Source organism: Bordetella genomosp. 5 (assembly GCF_002261315.1).
Classification (GTDB): Bacteria; Pseudomonadota; Gammaproteobacteria; order Burkholderiales; family Burkholderiaceae_B; genus Bordetella.
In genome coordinates, this window is record NZ_NEVP01000006.1 from 192,561 (window position 1) to 210,853 (window position 18,293).

At 69.1% G+C, this 18,293-nt stretch carries 17 protein-coding genes; 10 read left to right on the forward strand and 7 right to left on the reverse strand.

The features are described from left to right. Nucleotides 1-271 precede the first annotated feature (271 nt). The 8 genes from CAL25_RS09700 to CAL25_RS09735 all read left to right on the forward strand — a co-directional run bounded on the left by CAL25_RS09700 (nt 272) and on the right by CAL25_RS09735 (nt 6,907). A complete protein-coding gene (locus CAL25_RS09700; protein ID WP_094800203.1) occupies nt 272-1,045 on the forward strand; it encodes a transporter substrate-binding domain-containing protein in 774 nt (257 codons plus the stop codon). Between the two features lie 10 nt (nt 1,046-1,055). Beyond that, nucleotides 1,056-1,793: an amino acid ABC transporter permease gene (locus CAL25_RS09705; RefSeq protein WP_094799763.1), complete on the forward strand. Its 738-nt coding sequence runs from the start codon at nt 1,056-1,058 to the stop codon at nt 1,791-1,793. Next, nucleotides 1,783-2,601 (forward strand): amino acid ABC transporter permease, encoded by an 819-nt coding sequence (locus CAL25_RS09710; RefSeq protein WP_094799764.1) that lies wholly within the window; start codon nt 1,783-1,785, stop codon nt 2,599-2,601. Before CAL25_RS09705 ends, CAL25_RS09710 begins: the two co-directional genes overlap by 11 nt. Continuing rightward, nucleotides 2,588-3,409, forward strand: coding sequence for an amino acid ABC transporter ATP-binding protein (locus CAL25_RS09715; RefSeq protein WP_094799765.1), 822 nt, complete (start codon nt 2,588-2,590; stop codon nt 3,407-3,409). The genes CAL25_RS09710 and CAL25_RS09715 overlap by 14 nt, the downstream gene beginning before the upstream one ends. Nucleotides 3,410-3,492: 83 nt before the next feature. After that, nucleotides 3,493-4,179 (forward strand): cysteine dioxygenase family protein, encoded by a 687-nt coding sequence (locus tag CAL25_RS09720; protein ID WP_249279012.1) that lies wholly within the window; start codon nt 3,493-3,495, stop codon nt 4,177-4,179. Next, complete coding sequence (gene metC, locus CAL25_RS09725; protein ID WP_094799766.1) at nt 4,176-5,396, forward strand: cystathionine beta-lyase; 1,221 nt, start codon at nt 4,176-4,178, stop codon at nt 5,394-5,396. Before CAL25_RS09720 ends, metC begins: the two co-directional genes overlap by 4 nt. A gap of 191 nt (nt 5,397-5,587) precedes the next feature. Then, nucleotides 5,588-5,938, forward strand: a complete 351-nt coding sequence (locus tag CAL25_RS09730) for a VOC family protein (protein ID WP_094799767.1) — start codon at nt 5,588-5,590, stop codon at nt 5,936-5,938. Between the two features lie 33 nt (nt 5,939-5,971). After that, the gene (locus tag CAL25_RS09735; protein ID WP_094799768.1) at nt 5,972-6,907 is read left to right on the forward strand and encodes a CysB family HTH-type transcriptional regulator; all 936 of its coding nucleotides are present in this window, start codon (nt 5,972-5,974) and stop codon (nt 6,905-6,907) included. A 23-nt stretch (nt 6,908-6,930) separates the two neighbouring features. Here the strand turns inward: CAL25_RS09735 and CAL25_RS09740 are convergent, their stop codons facing one another. From CAL25_RS09740 to CAL25_RS09755, 4 genes are all read right to left on the reverse strand, one after another. Next, on the reverse strand, nt 6,931-8,013 hold the full coding sequence (locus CAL25_RS09740; RefSeq protein WP_212590887.1) for a flavodoxin family protein: 1,083 nt from the start codon (nt 8,011-8,013) through the stop codon (nt 6,931-6,933). Nucleotides 8,014-8,088: 75 nt separating this feature from the next. Beyond that, nucleotides 8,089-9,705 carry an ABC transporter substrate-binding protein gene (locus CAL25_RS09745; RefSeq protein ID WP_094799770.1) on the reverse strand — a complete coding sequence of 539 codons (1,617 nt, stop codon included), beginning with the start codon at nt 9,703-9,705 and terminating at the stop codon, nt 8,089-8,091. Between the two features lie 89 nt (nt 9,706-9,794). Then, nucleotides 9,795-11,522, reverse strand: coding sequence for a hydantoinase B/oxoprolinase family protein (locus tag CAL25_RS09750; RefSeq protein WP_094799771.1), 1,728 nt, complete (start codon nt 11,520-11,522; stop codon nt 9,795-9,797). Then, nucleotides 11,519-13,672 (reverse strand): hydantoinase/oxoprolinase family protein, encoded by a 2,154-nt coding sequence (locus CAL25_RS09755; protein ID WP_094799772.1) that lies wholly within the window; start codon nt 13,670-13,672, stop codon nt 11,519-11,521. The genes CAL25_RS09750 and CAL25_RS09755 overlap by 4 nt, the downstream gene beginning before the upstream one ends. 258 nt (nt 13,673-13,930) lie before the next feature. On the opposite strand from CAL25_RS09755, the gene CAL25_RS09760 reads away from it, so the two are divergent. Beyond that, the gene (locus tag CAL25_RS09760; protein WP_094799773.1) at nt 13,931-16,189 is read left to right on the forward strand and encodes a rhodanese-like domain-containing protein; all 2,259 of its coding nucleotides are present in this window, start codon (nt 13,931-13,933) and stop codon (nt 16,187-16,189) included. Nucleotides 16,190-16,255: 66 nt separating this feature from the next. Next, entirely contained in the window at nt 16,256-16,471 is a 216-nt protein-coding gene (locus tag CAL25_RS09765) for a TOBE domain-containing protein (protein ID WP_056325532.1), read from the forward strand. A 20-nt stretch (nt 16,472-16,491) separates the two neighbouring features. Here the strand turns inward: CAL25_RS09765 and CAL25_RS09770 are convergent, their stop codons facing one another. Genes CAL25_RS09770 through CAL25_RS09780 form a run of 3 tightly spaced genes read right to left on the reverse strand, consistent with a single transcriptional unit; the run spans nt 16,492 to nt 18,101 of the window. Further along, nucleotides 16,492-17,019 carry a DsbA family protein gene (locus tag CAL25_RS09770; protein ID WP_094799774.1) on the reverse strand — a complete coding sequence of 176 codons (528 nt, stop codon included), beginning with the start codon at nt 17,017-17,019 and terminating at the stop codon, nt 16,492-16,494. Then, the gene (locus CAL25_RS09775) at nt 17,016-17,555 is read right to left on the reverse strand and encodes a redoxin domain-containing protein (protein ID WP_094799775.1); all 540 of its coding nucleotides are present in this window, start codon (nt 17,553-17,555) and stop codon (nt 17,016-17,018) included. Before CAL25_RS09775 ends, CAL25_RS09770 begins: the two co-directional genes overlap by 4 nt. A 27-nt stretch (nt 17,556-17,582) precedes the next feature. Next, nucleotides 17,583-18,101: a Dps family protein gene (locus CAL25_RS09780; RefSeq protein ID WP_094799776.1), complete on the reverse strand. Its 519-nt coding sequence runs from the start codon at nt 18,099-18,101 to the stop codon at nt 17,583-17,585. Nucleotides 18,102-18,293 lie beyond the last annotated feature (192 nt).

An 18,293-nucleotide genomic window follows, 5' to 3' on the forward strand; every position in this document is an offset into this window, starting at 1 on the left:
CGCGGCTACGAAGCAAAGCGCATATGCAAAGTCGGAATGCGCGCCCCGTCACGCCAGCGCCCGCTCATATCCATAGTTGAAAGCGTTCTTTGTCTTGCCGGCCGGCGGACCGCACGATGGGCGCACTTTCCGACTTGCTTCAATCGACCTGCGAGGTGATGTACTCATGGCACGACAAGAATTCCAACGCCGTTCGGCCTCCCGCCGCCTGCATCGTCAGGCGCGCCGTGTCGCGTGGCGCGCGGGCGCGGCGCTGGGCCTGCTGCTCGGCATGGGGCTGGCGCATGCCGACGCCACGCAGGACAAGATCCGCGAGCGCGGCAAGGTCACGATCGGCGTGCTCGCCAACGGCGGCGTGTTCGGTTCGCTCGATCCCTCGACCCAGCAACTGGTGGGCTGGAATCCGGAGCTGGCGCGCAAGTTGGGCGAAGGCCTGGGCGTGCCGGTGGAGCTGGTGCAGGTGCAGACGCCCACGAGGGTGCAGTTCCTGATCTCGGGCAAGGTCGATCTGCTGATCGCCTCGATGGAGCTCAATCCCGATCGTGCCGAGATCCTGGGCTATGCCCCGACGCCGTTCTATCGCGTGGGCGGCGCGGCCGCCACGCGCAAGAACAGCGGCATCAAGACCTGGGAGGACCTGCGCGGCAAGCCGGTGTGCGTGTCGCAGGGCTCGAGCTACGCCAAGCCGCTGGCGGGCGAGTATGGCGCGGAGGTCAAAGGCTACAAGACCTCATCGGACTCGCTGCTCGCGCTGAAGGGCGGGCTGTGCGTGGCGGCCGTGCATGATTCCACGCTGATCCATCCGCTGCTCAAGAGCAACGCCGAATGGGCGGATTTCCATGCGCCCATCACCACGGAAATCCTGCCGGCCAACTCGGTCGTCTGGACCCGCAAGGGCGAGACGGACACCATCGCCGCGGTGGACAAGGTGATCCGCGAATGGCACCGCAGCGGCTGGCTCATCGAAACCGAGAAGCGCCTGGGCATCACGCCGCCGCAGTCCTATCTGCAGGAGCTGCACGAACAGGCCGGAAAGGGCAGCTGAGCGTGACGGCATGACGCAATCTCTTCTCGAAAGCTGGGTGTCGTTCGCCCGCCCGCTCGGCCTGAACTACACGTTCGTGCTCGACGCGGGCGAGCGCGCGGCCTTCGTGCGCGGCCTGTGGGTGACGCTGCAGCTCTGCGTGGCCGCGATACCGGCCAGCCTGTTCTTCGGCGTGCTGATCGCGGCCGGCCTCACGAGCGGGCGGGCCTGGCTGGTGCGCCCGCTCACCGCCTTCGTGGAAGTGACGCGCAACACGCCCACGCTGGTGCAGCTGTATTGCGCGTTTCTCGTGCTCAACATGCTGATTGCGCAGAAGCTGGAGGGGGGCAACCCCATCACGCCGTTCATGTGGGTGGTGCTGGTCGTCGCGCTGCACAAGGCAGTGTTTCATGCGGAGGCGCTGCGCGCGGGCATCGAGGCCGTGCCGGCGGTCACGCTCGAGGCGGCGCGCTCGCTGGCCTTCTCGCGCGGCGAGATCCTGTGGCGGGTGCAGTTGCCGCTCGCCCTGCGCTTCGCGCTGCCGGCCCTCGTCAACAATCTGGTGGACCTGGTGAAGATGACGGCGATCGCGTCGGCCATCGCGGTGGGCGATGTCACGTACGAATCCATCATGATCTGGTCGCAGCGCGACAACGTGCTGGAGCTGCTGCTGCTCATCCTGATCTACTTCGGCCTGCTGACCTGGCTGGTCAGCGCGGCGGGGCGGTGGCTCGAACTACGCCTGAGGATGCCCGGTTATGGCCAATGACACGACGCTGTCGCTGCCGCGCGCGAGCGGCCTGAACACGGCCGTGCGTGGCGTGCTCGCCGACCCTTGGGTGCTGACCTTGATCGGGCTCGCGCTGCTGGCGGCCTGGTGGGCGGCGTCGGACACGACCCCGGCCGCCGTGGAGCGGCTCTGGTACTGGTGGCCCGCGCTGCTGCGGGGACTGGGCATGAACGTGCAGATCAGCCTGCTGGCAATGGCGCTCGGCACGTTGCTCGGCCTGGTGGTCGGCGCGATATCGCTGTCGCCCGTGGCGCCGCTGCGCGGCCTGACCCGCGCCTATGTGCTGGTGTTCCGCAACGCGCCCATCCTCGTGCTCGTGTACTTCACCACCTACGTGTTTCCGTTCGAGATGTCGGTGGCGCGCTGGGTGCTGCCGTTCCCGGACTGGATCAAAGTGGTGATCGGCCTCGCGCTGCCGGCCTCGGCCAACGTCGCGGAGATTTTTCGCGGCGCGGTGCAGTCGATCCCGGCCGCGCAGTGGGAGGCCTCGCAGTCGCTCGGGTTCGCCCGCACGCAGATCTTTCGCATGGTGATTCTGCCGCAGTGCCTGCGCCGGATGTTGCCGCCCTGGATGAATCTCTACGCCAGCATCACGATGAGCACGGCGCTGGCCTCGCTGGTGGGCGTGCACGACGTGGTCGACACCGCCACGGTGGCGAGCAACACGGTCAATCGCACCGACTTCACGATCCTCATCTATTTCACGCTGTTGGCGCTCTTCTTCGCCTACTGCTATCCCATCGCGCGTTTCACGCGCCATCTGGAGCGGCGTCATGCCCGACACTGACACCCTGGTCCGGCTCGCCGACGTACATCTCGCCTTCGGTGACACCGCCGTGCTCGACGGCATCGATATCACCGTGCGCCGCGGCGAGGCGGTCTCGATCATCGGGCCGTCCGGCTCGGGCAAGTCGACCATCCTGCGCTGCATCACCGGCCTGCTGCGGCCGCAACGGGGCGACATCCACGTCGACGGTGTCGACGTGCGGTCGCTGCGTCGCGAACGCGAGCTGATCGCGCTGCGCAAGCGCGTGGGCTTCGTGTTCCAGCAGTACAACCTGTTCCCGCATATGAGCGTGCTCGAGAATCTGGTCGCCGCGCCGATCAAGGTGGGCGGCGTCCCGCGCGCGCAGGCGCAGGCGCGGGCTCACGAGCTGCTGGCCCGCGTGCGCATGGAGCACAAGGCCGGCGCCTATCCCGGCGAGCTCTCGGGCGGGCAGCAGCAGCGCGTGGCGATCGCGCGCGCGCTGGCCCTCGCGCCCGAGCTGATCCTGTTCGACGAAGTGACGTCCGCGCTCGACCCGGAGATGGTGGGGGAGGTGCTGACCGTGATCCGCGATCTGGTCGACGATGGCCTGACCTGCGTGCTGGTCACGCACGAGATGCGTTTTGCCGAGGAAGTGAGCGACAACGTGTACTTCACCGAGGCGGGGCGCATCGTCGAATCCGGGCCGCCCGGCCAGCTCTTCGGTGCTCCCCGCAACGAGCGCACGCGCGCCTTCCTGCAGCGTGCGAGCGGGGCCGCCGCGCCCCGGCGCCGGCCCGATCCCTTTGCCCGTCTATTGGATTTCAACCCCCGGCATCTGGCGGTCTAGGCGTTTGCCTTTCGCCATGCCCATGCCCATGAACCCCGCCTTCGCGCGACGGCGACCCGCCGCGCGCTCATGAGGAGTCTGTAATGACTGTTTCCGTGCCTGCTTCCCAGGCGAACCCGGCCCATCCGGCGGCTGCCGCCGCGGCCGGGTCTCGCACACCGCGCCGCGCCAGTGTCGACGCCGCGCTGGCCGATATTCGTCTCATCCTCGCCGCGCAGGCGGTGGAGGGTGAGCCGCTCAACCGCGCCACGCTGGCGCAGGTGTCGCAACGCCTGGAAGCGCTGGCGGCCGAGCGCCATCTCTTCCCCGCCAGCGAGTTTCCGGCGCCGGGTGCCGGTGCGAGCGAGTCCTCCACCCGCTATCGACTCAATCCGGATGACGGCGACGACGACGTGGCGCTGTACCTGAACGCCATCAATCCCGGCAAGACCACGGTGCCGCACAACCACACGACGTGGGCCGTCATCGTGGCGCTGTCGGGCGCGGAACTCAACCGGGTGTACCGTCGCACCGACGATGGCCTGCGTCCGGATCGCGCCGACATCGAGCAGGTCCGCGAGGTCGTGGTCGAGCCGGGTCAGGCAATCGCCTTTCTGCCCGACGACATCCACAGCATTCATGTGTTCGATGGCGCGCCCACGCTGCACTTTCACCTGTATGGTCGGCCGCTCGAGACGCTCTCGGGCCGCATCGGCATCCGCCCCGGCACGGGCGAAATCATCAACTACAACGCCAGCCAGATGACGCCGAGCGTGGAGGTACGGACATGAGCCAGGCTCACGACATTCCGGCGCGCGCGGATCTGCGCACGCGTCTCATCCATGCCGGCACGCCGGACCTGAAGGACGGCGCCGGGCCGGTGAATGTGCCGGTCGTGCGGACCAGCACCGTGCGCTTTGCCGACAGTGCCGCGCAGCACCGGTTGCAGGCGCAACGCGGCGCCGGCGAGCGCGTGGCCACGTACGGCCGCCATGGCCTGGATACGCATGCCGCGCTCGAGGAAGCGATCACCACGCTGGAGGGCGGCTACCGCACGCTGCTGGCGCCCTCGGGCCTGTCGGCCATCACGCTGGTGTTTCTCGCGCTGCTCAAGCCCGGCGACCATGCGCTGGTGAGCGACAGCGTGTATGCGCCGGTCCGCAAGGTCGACCGCGTGTTGCTGGCGGAGCGCGGCATCACGGTGGAATACTTCACGCCGGGCCGCGACGCGCTCGAATCCCTGCTGCGTCCTCGCACGCGGCTGCTGTATCTCGAGTCGCCCGGCTCGCTGCTCTACGAAGTGCTGGACCTGCCCGCGCTGGCCGCCCAGGCGCGCGAGCACGGCGTGCTGGTGGCCGTCGACAACACCTGGGGCGCGGGTCTGCATCACCAGCCGCTGGCGCTCGGCGCCCATTTCTCGATCCAGGCCGCCACGAAATACCTGGCCGGGCATTCCGACGTGATGATGGGATCCGTGACCGCCAGCAACGTGGAACATTTCGACCGCCTCGCCGCCACGCACGATGCGCTGGGACTGGCGGTCGGGCCCGACGACGCCTACCTGACGCTGCGCGGCATCCGCACGCTCGACGTGCGCCTCACGCGGCACCAGGCCAACGCCACCGAGGTCGCCGGGTATCTGGCCCGGCATCCGGATGTGGTGCAGGTCTACTATCCGCCGCTGCCGCAGGATCCCGGGCATGCGCTCTGGCAGCGCGACTTCAGCGGCGCCAATGGCCTGTTGACGTTCGCGTTCGCGCAGATCGATCCGCGCGCGGCGGGCGTGTTCGTCGATGCGCTGCGCACCTTTTCGATCGGGGCGTCGTGGGGTGGTTACGAGAGTCTGGCGCTCGAGGCGGCGCCCGAGCGGCTGGGCGAGCATACGGGCTGGCCGGGCGGGCGCAGCGCCGTGCGGCTGCACATCGGCCTCGAGCATCCGGACGACCTCATCGCCGACCTCGAACAGGCATTTGCGGCCGTGCGCGAGCGCCTGCGGCGCAGTGCTTGAGACAGGTGCATCGCGGCCCACGGCGGGGCGGGGGCGGGTGCCTGTCGGGGCCCCGCCAGCCTACCGTCGGCTATATCGTTAGACCGCCGGGTCCTTAAGTCTCGCGCTCATGTAGACCGGATTACATCCTCTTTGTTTTTCATGGGCCTGCGTGCCTATCATGTGCCTGGTTCAGCAGCAGGAATCCAGGCATGTCCACCATTTTGTCCATCGAGTCCGTCCAACTCTCTTTCGTGGCGCGCCAGGCAGGCGCCGTCCGCGAGTTCTATCGCCACATTCTCGGCTTGCACGAGGTGGCGGGCGAGGGCGACGCACGCCTGACCTTCGCGCTGGGCAACGCCACGCTGTCGCTTTCGCCGGTGGCGAGCCGCAGCGCCGGCGTGAAAGCCGACTATCTGGCCTTGCGTACGGATGCCTTCGAGCAGGTACGAGATCGCCTGCAGGCCGCCGGCCATCATCCCGTCTGTTCGGTGCCGGACGCGGCCGAGCGCGTCATGTATGTCAAAGACCCCAGTGGCAATCAACTCGCGCTGCTGGGCTGAGGCCGGCCGCCCGCGGAACCGACGGAATCCCATATGAACTTCCAGCAACTGCGCTCCGTGCGCGAAGCGGTGCGCCGCGACTTCAACCTCACCGATGTCTCGGAGAGCCTGCACACCTCGCAGCCGGGCGTGAGCCGCCAGATTCGCGAACTCGAGGAAGAGGTGGGGGTCGACATCTTCATCCGCTCCGGCAAGCGGCTCATCGGTCTCACGCCGCCGGGCGAGTTGATCCTGCCGCTGGTGGAGCAGATCCTGCAGGCCGCCGACAATATCCGCCATGCGGGCGCCGAGTATGCCGGCGCGACCACCGGCGTGCTGTCGATCGCGGCCACGCACTCGCAGGCGCGCTATGCGCTGCCGCCGGTCATCAAGGAGTTCCGCGCCCGCTATCCCGACGTGGTGCTGCATCTGCACCAGGGCTCGCCCAAGCAGGTCTCGGAGATGCTGCTCGAAGGCGAGGCCGATATCGGCGTGGCGACGGAAGCGGTGGCCGACTATTCGGGGCTGGTCAACCTGCCTTGCTACCGCTGGACGCACAGCATCATCGTGCCGCCGCATCATCCGCTGGCCGGCAGTGTCGCGCCCACGCTGTCCGAGCTGGCGGCCTATCCCATCATCACCTACGGCCACGGCTACACCGGGCGCGCCCACATCGACGAGGCCTTCGCCCGCGCGGGCATCACGCCCGACATCGTCATGACGGCGATGGACGCCGACGTGATCAAGACCTATGTGGAGCTCGAGATGGGCGTGGGCATCGTGGCGTCGGTCGCCTGGGACGCCGAGCGCGATACCCGCCTCTCGGCCATCGACGCGCGCCATCTGTTCGAGATCAACCTGACCCGGCTGGCCGTGCGCCGCGGCGCGTGGCTGCGCGGCTACGCCTATCACTTCATCGAGCTGTTCGTGCCGACGCTCACGCAAGGCATCGTCGAGGCGGCGCTGCGCGGCGAAGCGCTGGAGGCGTAGCGCCGCGGCCGGCGGTGTCCGGCCTATTTGGGCCGGGGTTGCCGCAGGCCCGCATCCGGCGGCGTGAGCTCGCCGGAGCGCAGCCGGGGCACCGCGGCCGCCACCGCGCGGGCCACGTTGCGCACCTCTTCCTGCACGGCGTGATCCTCGTCCAGGTCGGCGTGGCTGGTCGCATAGGGCTGGTAGTAGCCGATGTAGCGGTCCAGCTTCGCGTCCGCGCCGGCCGCGACCAGACCCTTCCAGTCCAGCCAGTCCGACAGCGCGCGGCGCTGCGATTCGATGCCCGCGACGTCGCCGTGCACCACCACGCCATAGGCGCGGCCCGCCAGATGTTTGGGATAGTCCCAGCCATCGACTTCCAGCCGCTTGGCCTTCATCACGTCTTTGCCGGCGGTCGAGGTCGGATCGGGATTGCCGCCGTCGGCGCAGACCAGGCGGTCGATCATGAGCTTGAGCGGGCTGGGCGACTGATACCAGTAGGTGGGCGCGATCAGGATCACGCCGTGCGCCGCCACCCACTGCGCGTAGATATCGTTCATCGCATCGTTGACCTGACCGAGCGAGTGGTGGGGATAGCAGCTGCAGGGCCAGTGGCACAGCGGCATGGTGGTCGATGCGCAGCCCTTGCAGGGGTGGATCTGGTATTGGTATTCTGACACGGTACGGCTGAGGTCCAGCGTGTCGTGCCGGATGCCCGCCGCCTCGAGCTCGTGCGCCGCCAGCCGCGCCAGGCGCCAGCTCTTCGAGACCTCGCCCGGACAGGTGCCGTCGTTGCGCGCGCTGCCGATGATCACCAGCACGCGTGACGGCGTGGCGGGATCGCGCTGTGCCTCGGCGGCGTGCGCCAGGGCATCATGGGCGGCCTTCCAGTCGGCCGAGAGGTCGTAGTCGGGGTCGGCGTAGCCCGGGCCGGCTTTCACCGTGATCGGCGCCTTGCGGCTATCCATGTAGGCGTCCCACGCGATCTGCTCCAGCCGGTCGAGTGCGGCCCGCTCGACGGCATAGGCGGGATCGTGAAAGCGCTGCATGAAGCGCGCGCGGAACGCATCCCGCGTGAGTTTGCCCGGGTATTGACCGGTGCGGACTTCGAGCCGGGAAGGCGCCATGAGAATCTCCGAGAGGCGTGCTGCAGCCGCCTGCGCAAGCGCCATGCCCGGCGCGGCGTCGTCTCGCAGCGGTTTTCAGCGTTTGGTCTGCGGATCCAGATAGACGTCGGCGAGGTTGGACTCCACGCCATCGGCCGTGAGCGAGTGGTCGTGCACGCGCTGGTTGGCGATGGTGATGAACTCCGGCTGATACAGGTTCAGGTCGGGCACCTCGCGCGCCACGATCTGCTGGAACTCTTTGAAAAGCGCCACGCGGCGCGCCGGATCGTTCTCGACGGCGGCGGCCTCGAGCAGATCGTCCACCTTCGGATTGTTGTAGTGGGTGCCGTTGGAGAAGGGCACGCCCTTGATGAAGTTCTTCGACCAGTAAAGCCGCTGCACGCCAACGGTCGGGTCGAACAGATTGCTGGCGCCGTTGGTCGTGAAGGCGAAGTCGCGATCGGTGTAGACGCGCTTGATGAAGGCCGAGGCGTCCTGCGCGCGCACGTTGACCGAGATGCCCACGCGCGCGAGTGTGGTGCGCAGGTAGTCGGCCAGGCGCGCCCCGTCCGCGCCGATCGGATTGAAGTCGAGTGGCACCGCGAAACGCACGTTGTTGGCGCCGCGCGGATAGCCGGCCTCGTCGAGCAGCGCGTTGGCGCGCTTGAGGTCGTAGGGGTAGGGCGTGGGCGCCGGATCGTTGTACTGCTTCAGGCCCGGCGCGATCGGCGAGTAGGCCACCTGGCCCACGCCGTAGTTCACCACTTTGAGAATCACATTGCGGTCGATCGCGTGGGCCACGGCCTGGCGCACTTTCTCGTTCTTGAAGTACGGGTTGTCGAGGTTGAACTCGAGCCGCGTCACGTTGAACGAGTAGCTGTTGCCCTTGGTCTCGAAGCGCAGCGTGGGCACCTTGCGCAGGCGCTCCAGGTCCGCCAGCGGCACCGGCGTGCGGTAACCCAGGTCCACCGTGCCCGTTTCGAAGGCGATGGCCGCGGCCGCCGGATCGGCCACGACGCGCACGATCAGCCGATCCACATAGGGCTTGGGCTTGTCCCAGTAGTCGGGGTTGCGTTCGTAGACGATATGGCTGCCGCGCACCCACTCCTTGAACTTGAAGGGACCGGTGCCGATCGGCGCGGCGGTCGCGGGGTTGGTGAGCGGGTCGGTGCCGTCGTAGACGTGCTTGGGCACGATGGGCGTTTCGGTCGCGACGAAGGCGCGGATCAGGTAGGGCGCGGGCTTGGACAGGCGCAGCACCACCGTGTGATCGTCGGGCGTCTCGATGGCGGTCACGTTGGCGAAGGTGTTGCGGCCGCGCGGGTGAATCTTCTTCAGCAGCTCGAGCGAGTATGCGACATCGGCGGCGGTGAATGGCTTGCCGTCATGCCACTTGACGCCCTGACGCAGCGTGAAGGTGTACACCGTGCCGTCCGGGCTGATGGTCCAGGCCGTGGCGAGCTGCGGCTGCGGCGTGAGGTCGTAGTCATACTTGAGCAGGCCTTCGGTGACCTTCGCGCTCACGCTCAGGATCGGCGTGGCGACGTTGCCCACGGTGACCAGCGCCGTCGGCTCCGACGGCAGCAGCAGGGTAAGCGTGCCGCCTTGCGGCTTGGCGGTGGTTTGCGCGAGCGTCTGGCCGGGCAGGGCGAGCGCAGACAGGAGGGCCGCGCCGAGAGCGGCTTGCAGCAGGGTACGTCGGGTCAAGGTCATGGCAGGCATTCAGCGGTGATATCAGTGGCGGTGGGTGGGCGCGGGCCCGGGGCGGACGCCGCGCGTATCGGAGGCGATTCGTTGCGGGCTCAACCGTTTCGTGCGGCCTGAGCTGTGGCGTCGGGCGTGACCAGGCCGAGGCGCAGGTCGGTTCGCACGGCGGCGGGATCGCGCTGCGCGGGATCGCCGAGCCCACCGCCGCCGGGCGTGTGCACGACCAGCGTGTCGCCCGCGGGAATCAACTGGCGGCCCTTGGCGCGCAAGGCGGCGCCAGAGGCCAGCGCGAGCCGGCCGGGCGCGCCATCGTGGCCGCCGAGCGCGCCCCTGGCCGGGTGGACGACGCGATCGAAGGCGGCGGCGAGAATCATGGCGGCGCCGGGATCGGCGTGCCGCAGCGCAATGGTCTGGCCCAGGCCGCCGCGCTGGGTGCCCGCGCCGCCCGAGTCGGCGCGATACTCCTTGCGTTCGAACACCAGCGGATTGGCCGCCTCGAGGATCTCGATCGACACGTTGCGCACGCCGCTCGGATACGAGGTGACCGACAGGCCGTCCTTGCCGGGCCGTGCGCCCGTGCCGCCGGTCGAAAAGCTGACGGCATTGAAGCGCCGGCCGGCGAGCAGCGCCGCGTTCTGCTCGGCGCTGGCGCCGGCCAGCGGTTCGCCGCCCACCAGATGCAGGTTCCACAGCGAGGAGCTGCCTTCCGCCGGCACCTGGTCGGGCCGCGCCTGCCGCAGCGCGCCGAAGACCACGTCCGGCAGCATCTGGCCTATGATGTGGCGCGCCGTCACGGCGGCCGGAAAGCGGGCGTTCAGGATCGAGCCCTCGGGCGCGCTGACCTGCACGACCGACAGCGAGCCGGCGTTGTTCGGCACGTCGGCGCCGATCAGGCAGCGGATGCCAAAGGAGGTATAGGCGTCGGTGTAGGCCTTGACCACGTTGATCCCACGGGCCACCTGCGCCGAGGTGCCGTCGAAATCGACCAGGATGCGGCCGGGCTCGATCGTGACGCGCGCGCTCAGTTCGATCGGGGCGTCGTAGCCGTCGATGGTCAGCAGGTTGGTCCAGCTGCCCTGCGGCCAGGCGGCGATCGCGTGCAGCATCGCCAGCCGCGATTGCTCGATGATGGTGTTGCCCAGGGCGTTGAGGTCGTCGAGGTGGAACTCGCGCAGCAGGTCCTTGAGCCGGCGTCCGCCGACCTCATTGCAGGCCACCAGCGCATACAGGTCGCCTTCGACCTGCTCTGGCTCGCGCACGTTGGCGCGGATGATGGCCAGCACGCCCGGGTCGGGCTTGTGGGCATGGAACAGCTTCAGGATCGGCAGGAACAGTCCCTCGTGATAGACCTCGAGGCCGTCCGCGCTGCTGCCGATGCCGCCGATGTCGATCACATGCAGCGTCGATGCGAACAACGCGACCAGACGTCCTTCGTGAAAGACCGGCGAAACCATCGTCATGTCGAACAGATGGCCCGTGCCTTTCCAGGGATCGTTGGTGAGCAGCACGTCGCCGTCCTGCAGCGATTCCACCGGGAAGACATCGAGGAAGTGCTTGACCGATTCGGCCATGGCGTTGACGTGGCCCGGCGTGCCGGTGACCGCCTGAGCGATCATGCGGCCGTCGGGCAGGAACACGCCGGCCGACAGGTCGCCGGCTTCGCGCGTGGCGGTGCCGAAGGCCGAACGGATCAGCACCTGGGCCTGCTCTTCCACGACGGACAACAGGCGGTTCCAGGCCAGCTGATGGCGGATGCGCGAGAGGGCGGAGGCGGCGCGGGCCTGGTTGGCGGTGGCGCCGGAGGTCGCGGGAAGGGGGCTCATGCCGTGGTCTCCAGAAAGGTGGCGGGCGTGGTGGGCACGCGCTGGTGGTCGTGCAGCACCAGCGAACCCTGCGGGCTGCGGTGGCCGACGAAGCCGTCGGGCACGTGCGTGGTGGTTTCGTCTTCGACGATCAGGGCCGGGCCCGCCACGATCTGGCCGGTGGCCAGGGCCTCGCGCTCGTAGACCGGTACGTCGCGCCAGCGCGCCGCCTCGAAGTCGTACAGGGTGCGCTGGCCGCTCGGCGTGGCGGGCTGGCGGCCGGCCGCGTCGATCACGTCGGCCGCAATGGCGCGGCGGGCGCCGGCCTGCGCGGCCACCGACCAGCTCACGGTCTCGGCCGGCACATGCGGCAGGCTGCGTCCGTAGATCTGCGCGTATCGCTGGGCAAAGTGTTGGCCGAGCGTGCGCACCGAGTCGGCATCGAAGGGCCCCGGCGGCAGATCGATCGCGATTTCATGGCCCTGGCCGGCGTAGCGCATATAGACCTGGCGCTTGAGCGAGATCGGTTCGTCCGGCGCGGCGCGGCGCACCACGCCGCGCACCTGTTCGGCCAGCGCATCGAGCAGCGAGCCGGCCAGCGTGGTGTCGATGCGGTCGAGCCGCTGGTGCAGGCTGCGCACGGCCTGGTAGGCGATAGGGGCCCACAGAAAGCCCACGGCCGAGCCCACGCCAGCCGATTGCGGCACGATCACGGTGGCGATGCCGAGCTTGCGGGCGAGCAGGGCGGCGTGCAGCGGGGCCGCGCCGCCGAACGCGATCAGCGTGTGATCCTCGGCGGACTTGCCCAACTCGGAGGCGTGCACGCGCGCGGCATTGGCCATGTTCTCGGTCACGACTTCCAGCACCGCGTGGGCGGCTTCGGGATCGGTGAGCTTGCCGGGCCGGGCGAGATGGGCCTGGACGGCGAGCCGCGCGAGATCGGGATCCAGGGCGACCTTGCCCACCGCGAAGCGCTCGGGCGTGATGGTGCCCAGCACCGCGTGCGCGTCCGTCACGGTCGCGTGCTGGCCGCCGAGTCCGTAGGCGGCCGGGCCGGGCGTCGAGCCCGCGCTGTCGGGGCCGACCTGGATCACGCCCAGGTTGTTGATGCGCGCGATGGAACCGCCGCCCGCGCCGATCTCGATCATCTCGATGACGGGAATCCGGATGGGCAGGCCCGAGCCTTTCAGATGCCGATGCACGCGGCCGAACTCGAAGCTGCGGCTGATCTGCGGCTGGTAGTCGTCGATATAGCAGATCTTGGCGGTGGTGCCACCCATGTCGAAGGAGAGGGCGCGCGCCGCGCCGACCTGCTCGGCGATGTGCTGCGCCAGGATGGCGCCGCCGGCCGGCCCCGACTCCACCAGGCGCACCGGCTCTTCCACGCCGGTCTGCAAGGTGGCGATCGCGCCGCCCGAAGTCATCAAGAAGGGTTCCGCCCGCAGGCCGCGTTCGCGCGCCGCGTCCTGGAACCGGCGCAGATAACCGGACACCTGAGGCTGCACATAGGCGTTGGCGCACACGGTGGAGAGGCGCGGATACTCGCGGATCTCGGCGCACACATCCGAGGACAGCGAGATCCACAGTGCCGGCGCCACGTCGCGCAACAGCTCGCGGATGCGGCGCTCGTGCGCCGGGTGGGCATAGCTGTGCAGCAGGCACACGGCCACGCTTTCGATACCGTCGTCAAGTAGCCGGGCCGCCAGGGCCCGGACTTCGGCTTCGTCGAGCGGCGTCAGCACCCGGCCTTGCGCATCCACGCGCTCGGCGACGCCATGGCGCCAGTCGCGCGGCACCAGCGGCTGCGGCTTGTCCAGAAAAATATCGTATTGCGCATAGCGGTCTTCCAGACCGATCTCGACCAGGTCACGAAAGCCGGCGGTCGTGATGAGCGCGGTGCGGGCGCCCTTGCGCTCGATCAGCGCGTTGGTGGCGAGCGTGGTGCCGAGCACGAGACGCTCCACGGCGGGCCAGCCCAGGCCGGCGGCCTCGAGCAGTTCGCCGATGCCGGCGAGGACGGCCTGCTCGGGCGCGGCGGGGGTGGTGAGCAGCTTGGCGGAGCGGCGCAGCTCTCCCTGCTCCAGCACGATATCGGTAAAGGTGCCGCCGACGTCGACGGCCACGCTGACGGCGGCGCGCCGCGCGGCGGGCGCGGGGGATTGAGCGGACATGGGGGCGTACCCTGTGGCGGATGAATCGGAGGACGCCGCGTCGTGCACGGCATCGAGGAACTGAAGGCCACGATGCTAGGGAGCCGCAGGGGGCCGCGGAACGACGTTTTTCGTATGTCCTTATGCGTCGCGGCGCGCCGTCCGCGCGCATATGGATAGTCGGTTTTCTGCGTTGTCGCGCTGGACCGCGGCGCCGTAGTCTTGGTTGCATCCCGGCCGGGATCGCATCCCGGACCCCGACGCCACCACGGAATCCCCATGACCACGTTGCCGCCCAGCTCCGATCTCTCTCTTCAGACTACGCGTTCGCGCGCCGTCGCGGCGTTCATCGCCGACGTGCGCGCCATCCTGCCCGATCCGGCCCGGGCCACGCCCGCCCAGCTGGAGGCGGCGGCCGCGCTGCTGCGCGGGCTCGCGGCGCGCACCGAGCTGTTCGCGGCCGAGGCCTTCGCCTTGCAGCCCGGCCGCCCGGCGTCGATCTACCGACTAGCCGAAGACACCGACGGGGCGTACGCCCTGTATCTATCCCTGGGCGAGGCGGGCAAGGCGCAGCCGCCGCATGACCACACCACCTGGGCCATCATCGCCGGCGTGCGCGGCGACGAGCGCAACGAGGTTTACGCCCGTGGCCCGGGCGCGAGCGCCGGCCACGAGACGCTCACGCATGTGCGGCGGGTCGACGTGGGCGCGGGTGGCTCCATCGTGCTGCAGCCCGATGACGTGCACACGATCGAACTGATCGGCGACACCTCGGGCGCGCATCTGCATTTTTATGGTCTGGCGCTCGATCGCCTGCCGGGGCGCGTGGTGTTCGAGAGCACGGCCGGTGGCGCCTCGCGCACCTTCGGTCCGCCCGCCGCGATCTTCCACGCGCGGGTCGACGCCGCCGAGCTCGAGCGCGCGCTGCGCGCCACCGGCGAGATCGCGCTGCTGGACGTGCGCGAGGCGGGGCGCTACGCCGAACGCCACATCCTCGAAGCGGCGAACGCCCCGCTGTGGCGTCTGGAGCAGCGCATCGACCGCCTGGTGCCGCGCCGCGGCACCCGCATCGTCGTGACCGACGAGGACGAAAAGATCGCCCACGACGCGGCGGGCAAGCTGACCCGGCTGGGCTACACCGACGTGGCCGTGCTCGCCGGCGGCACGCGCGGCTGGGAAGCCTCGGGCCGGGAAGTGTTCTGGGGTACCAATGTGCCGAGCAAGGCCTTCGGCGAAGTCATCGAGCACGAGAAGCACACGCCCTGGATCGACGTGGACGAGCTCGCGGCCCGGGTTGGCGCCGGCGAGAACATCCTGGTGGTCGACAGCCGCACCACCGAAGAATTTCACAACTTCACGCTGCCGTTCTCGCACAGCCTGCCGGGCGCCGAGCTGGTCTATCGCATCGGCGAACTGGCGCCGGACCCCGAGACCTTCGTTGTTGTGAACTGCGCGGGCCGCACGCGCTCGATCGTGGGCGCGCAGACCCTGATCGACGCGGGCATTCCGAATCGGGTCGCGTCGTTGAAAAACGGCACGATGGAATGGCTGCTGTCCGGCCGCGAGCTGGCCTACGGGCGCCATGCGGCCTTGCCCGAACCGGCGCCGGCGCATCTTGCCCAGGCGCGCGAACGCGCCCGCTCGGTAATCGCGCAGGCGGGGGTGGAATACATCGATGCCGCACGCCTGGCCAGCTTCGAAGACGAAGCCGCCGCCGGCGAACGCAGCCTCTACCGCTTCGACATCCGCACCCGCGAGGAGTACGAGGCCGGTCATGTGCCGGGCTGGCGCTGGGCGCCGGGCGGGCAGCTGGTGCAGGCCACCGACGAATACGTCGGCACGCGCCGCGCCCGGGTCGTGCTGGCCGACCACGACGGCGTGCGGGCACTGACCACCGCGGCCTGGCTCAGGCAGCTGGGCGCGGTGGAGGTCTATCTTTTTGCGGCGGCGCTCGAGCCGGCCGCGCCCGTGGCGGGCAAGCCGGCCGTGCCGGTGGCGCTCGAGACCGGCGCCGAGCGCGTCCGCGTGCTGCGTCATCGCGAGGCGGCGCCGACGGTCCGCCCGCAGGTGCTGCAGGGCTGGCAGGAGGCGGGCGACACGCAGGTATACGACGTGGACCGGCGCCATGCGTACGAGCGCGGTCATGTGCGCGGCGCGCGTTTCGCGGCGCCCGATCGCCTGCCGGCGCTGCTCGCGGAGCCGGCGGCACTTCGCGTGGTGATCGTGTCCGACGACGGCGTGCTGGCGCAATCGGTGGCCGCGGAGCTGCGCTGGCAGCTCAGGCGCGACGACAATGCGCCCGCCGTGTATGCACTGGCCGGGGGCACCCGGGCCTGGCAGGCACAGGGCCTGCCGCTGGCCACCGGGCCGGCGGGCGTGCTGACGGGCGACGATGACCAGGACATCAGCCCTTATCACCTGGACGACATCGGGGCACGCAACGCCGGCTTCCAGGCCTATCTGGACTGGGAGCTGGGGCTGGTGGAGCAACTCGAACGCGCCGGCGCGCAGGACATCCGCCTGATCGGTGCCGCGTAATAACCGCAACGCGTGCCCGCGCACGGCACGCGCTCATATCACTCTCATCCGCAACAGGAGTTACGCATGGCCATTCAATCCATCAACGCCCGCAACCAGTTTCGCGGCAAGATCCGCGAGATCGTGCTGGGCTCCGTCGTGTCCGAGGTGGACATAGACACGCCCGCCGGGATCGTCACGTCGGTAATCACGACGCGCTCGGTCAAGGAGCTGGACCTGCAGGTCGGCACGGAGGTGCTGGCCTTCGTGAAGGCGACGGAGGTGTCGGTGGCCAAGCTCTGACGCAAAGCGCGCCGGGTGGCCTACGCGCCGCGAGCCCGTGCGCGCAGAGCCTCGATCAGGCTGGCCGCGTCGCGCTCGCCGTCGTAGCGCGTGCCCTCGATAAAGAGGGTGGGCGTGCCATTGACCCCGCTGCGGATACCGCCCTGGAAGTCGCGCTGGATGCGTGCATCGTGCGCGCCGGCGAAGGCTTCGTCGAGCGCGGCGGGCGCGAGGCCGAGCGTGCGGCCATAGGCCAGCAGGTCGGGCAGCCGCAGCGCCTGCTGATTTTCATACAGCATGTCGTGGGCTTGCCAGAACTTGCCCTCGCGGGCAGCGGCCTCGGCAAACTGCGCCGCCATCACCGCGTGCGGGTGCAGCTCGGTGATCGGGAAGTTGCGAAATACGAAGCGCAGCTGGTCGCCCAGCGCGCGTTGCACTTCCTGGATGATCGGGTAGGCCTGGCCGCAATACGGACATTCGTAATCGCCATACTCCACCAGGGTGACCGGCGCGTCGGCCGGGCCCTGCGAGTGATCCTGGGCGTCGACGGGATAGATCAGGCGGCTCATGATTGCGCTCCGGAAGCGGGTTGAGAGGCGGGTTGAACGGCGGCTTGGGTAGCGGCGGCGCCGAGCGCGTCGAGCGCCTCGAAGATGCCGTCGGCACCCGGATTGATGCCGAGCGGGGAAACGTAACTCCACCGGATCACGCCGCGGGCGTCGATCACGAACAGGGCCCGCTCGCAGATGCCTTCGGCCTCGCGGTATACCCCGTAGCTGCGGGCGACGGCGCCCTTGGGCTCGAAGTCGGCCAGCAGCGGAAAATGCAGATGCCGGTCGGCCGCGAATGCCGCGTGGCACCACACGCCGTCCACCGAAATGCCCACGAGTTGCGCGCCGGCGCGATGAAACTCCGGCAGTACTTCGTTGTAGAAGGCCATCTGGTCGCCGCACACCGGGCTCCAGTCGGCCGGGTAGAACGCCAGGATCAGCGGGCGACCGAGCAATTCATCCAGCGACACACGCTGGTCCGGGGTGGCGGGTAGCGAGAACGGCGGCGCGGCGGTGCCCGCGGGCAGGGCTGTCAGGGTTTGCGCATGCGACATGATGGGTTCCGGTGGACGTGGCGGGGCTCAGCGCGGCGCGCGGGTCGATTCGAACAGGAACCAGCTGCGGCGCTCGGCTTCGTCGATCCAGTTTTCGATCAGGCTGGCGGTGGCGACGTCGTTGTGGGCATCGCAGACCACGTGGGTGGCGCGCAGAAAGCCGGTGAGCTGGCGATTGTCGTCCGCGAGTTCGGCCAGCATGTCCTGCGGCGTCACGTACTCGGCGTCGTTGTCGAGCAGGCGCTGCAGGCGATGAATATGGCCGATCGAGCGCAGCGTGGTGCCGCCTACCTTGCGGGCCCGCTCGGCGATGGCGTCGGTGGTGGCGTAGATCTCGTCGCCCTGTTCGTCGAGCAGCAGGTGGTAATCGCGGAAGTGCGGGCCCGACATGTGCCAGTGGAAATTCTTGGTCTTCAGGTACAGCGCGAACACGTCGGCCAGCAGCGTGGTCAGCGCGGCGGAGATGTCGGCGCTGGCGTCTGCGCCCAGGTCGGTGGGGGTGCGCAGCGGGGCGCGCAGGCTGGCGGGAAGCGTGAGGTCGGTCATGACAAGCTCCATGCGGGTAGGGGAGAGGCCGGCAGACGGTGCGGGTGCGACCGTCCGTCGGACCGGGCTGTGAGGGGGGGTGCCCGATGGAAAACAGCTTATCGGCGCGCCGCGCCGGCATGAATCGGCTCATCGTTTTTCGCCGTCATACTTTGGTTTAGGCCACCATATGCTCGGGTGCGAGTGCGTTCG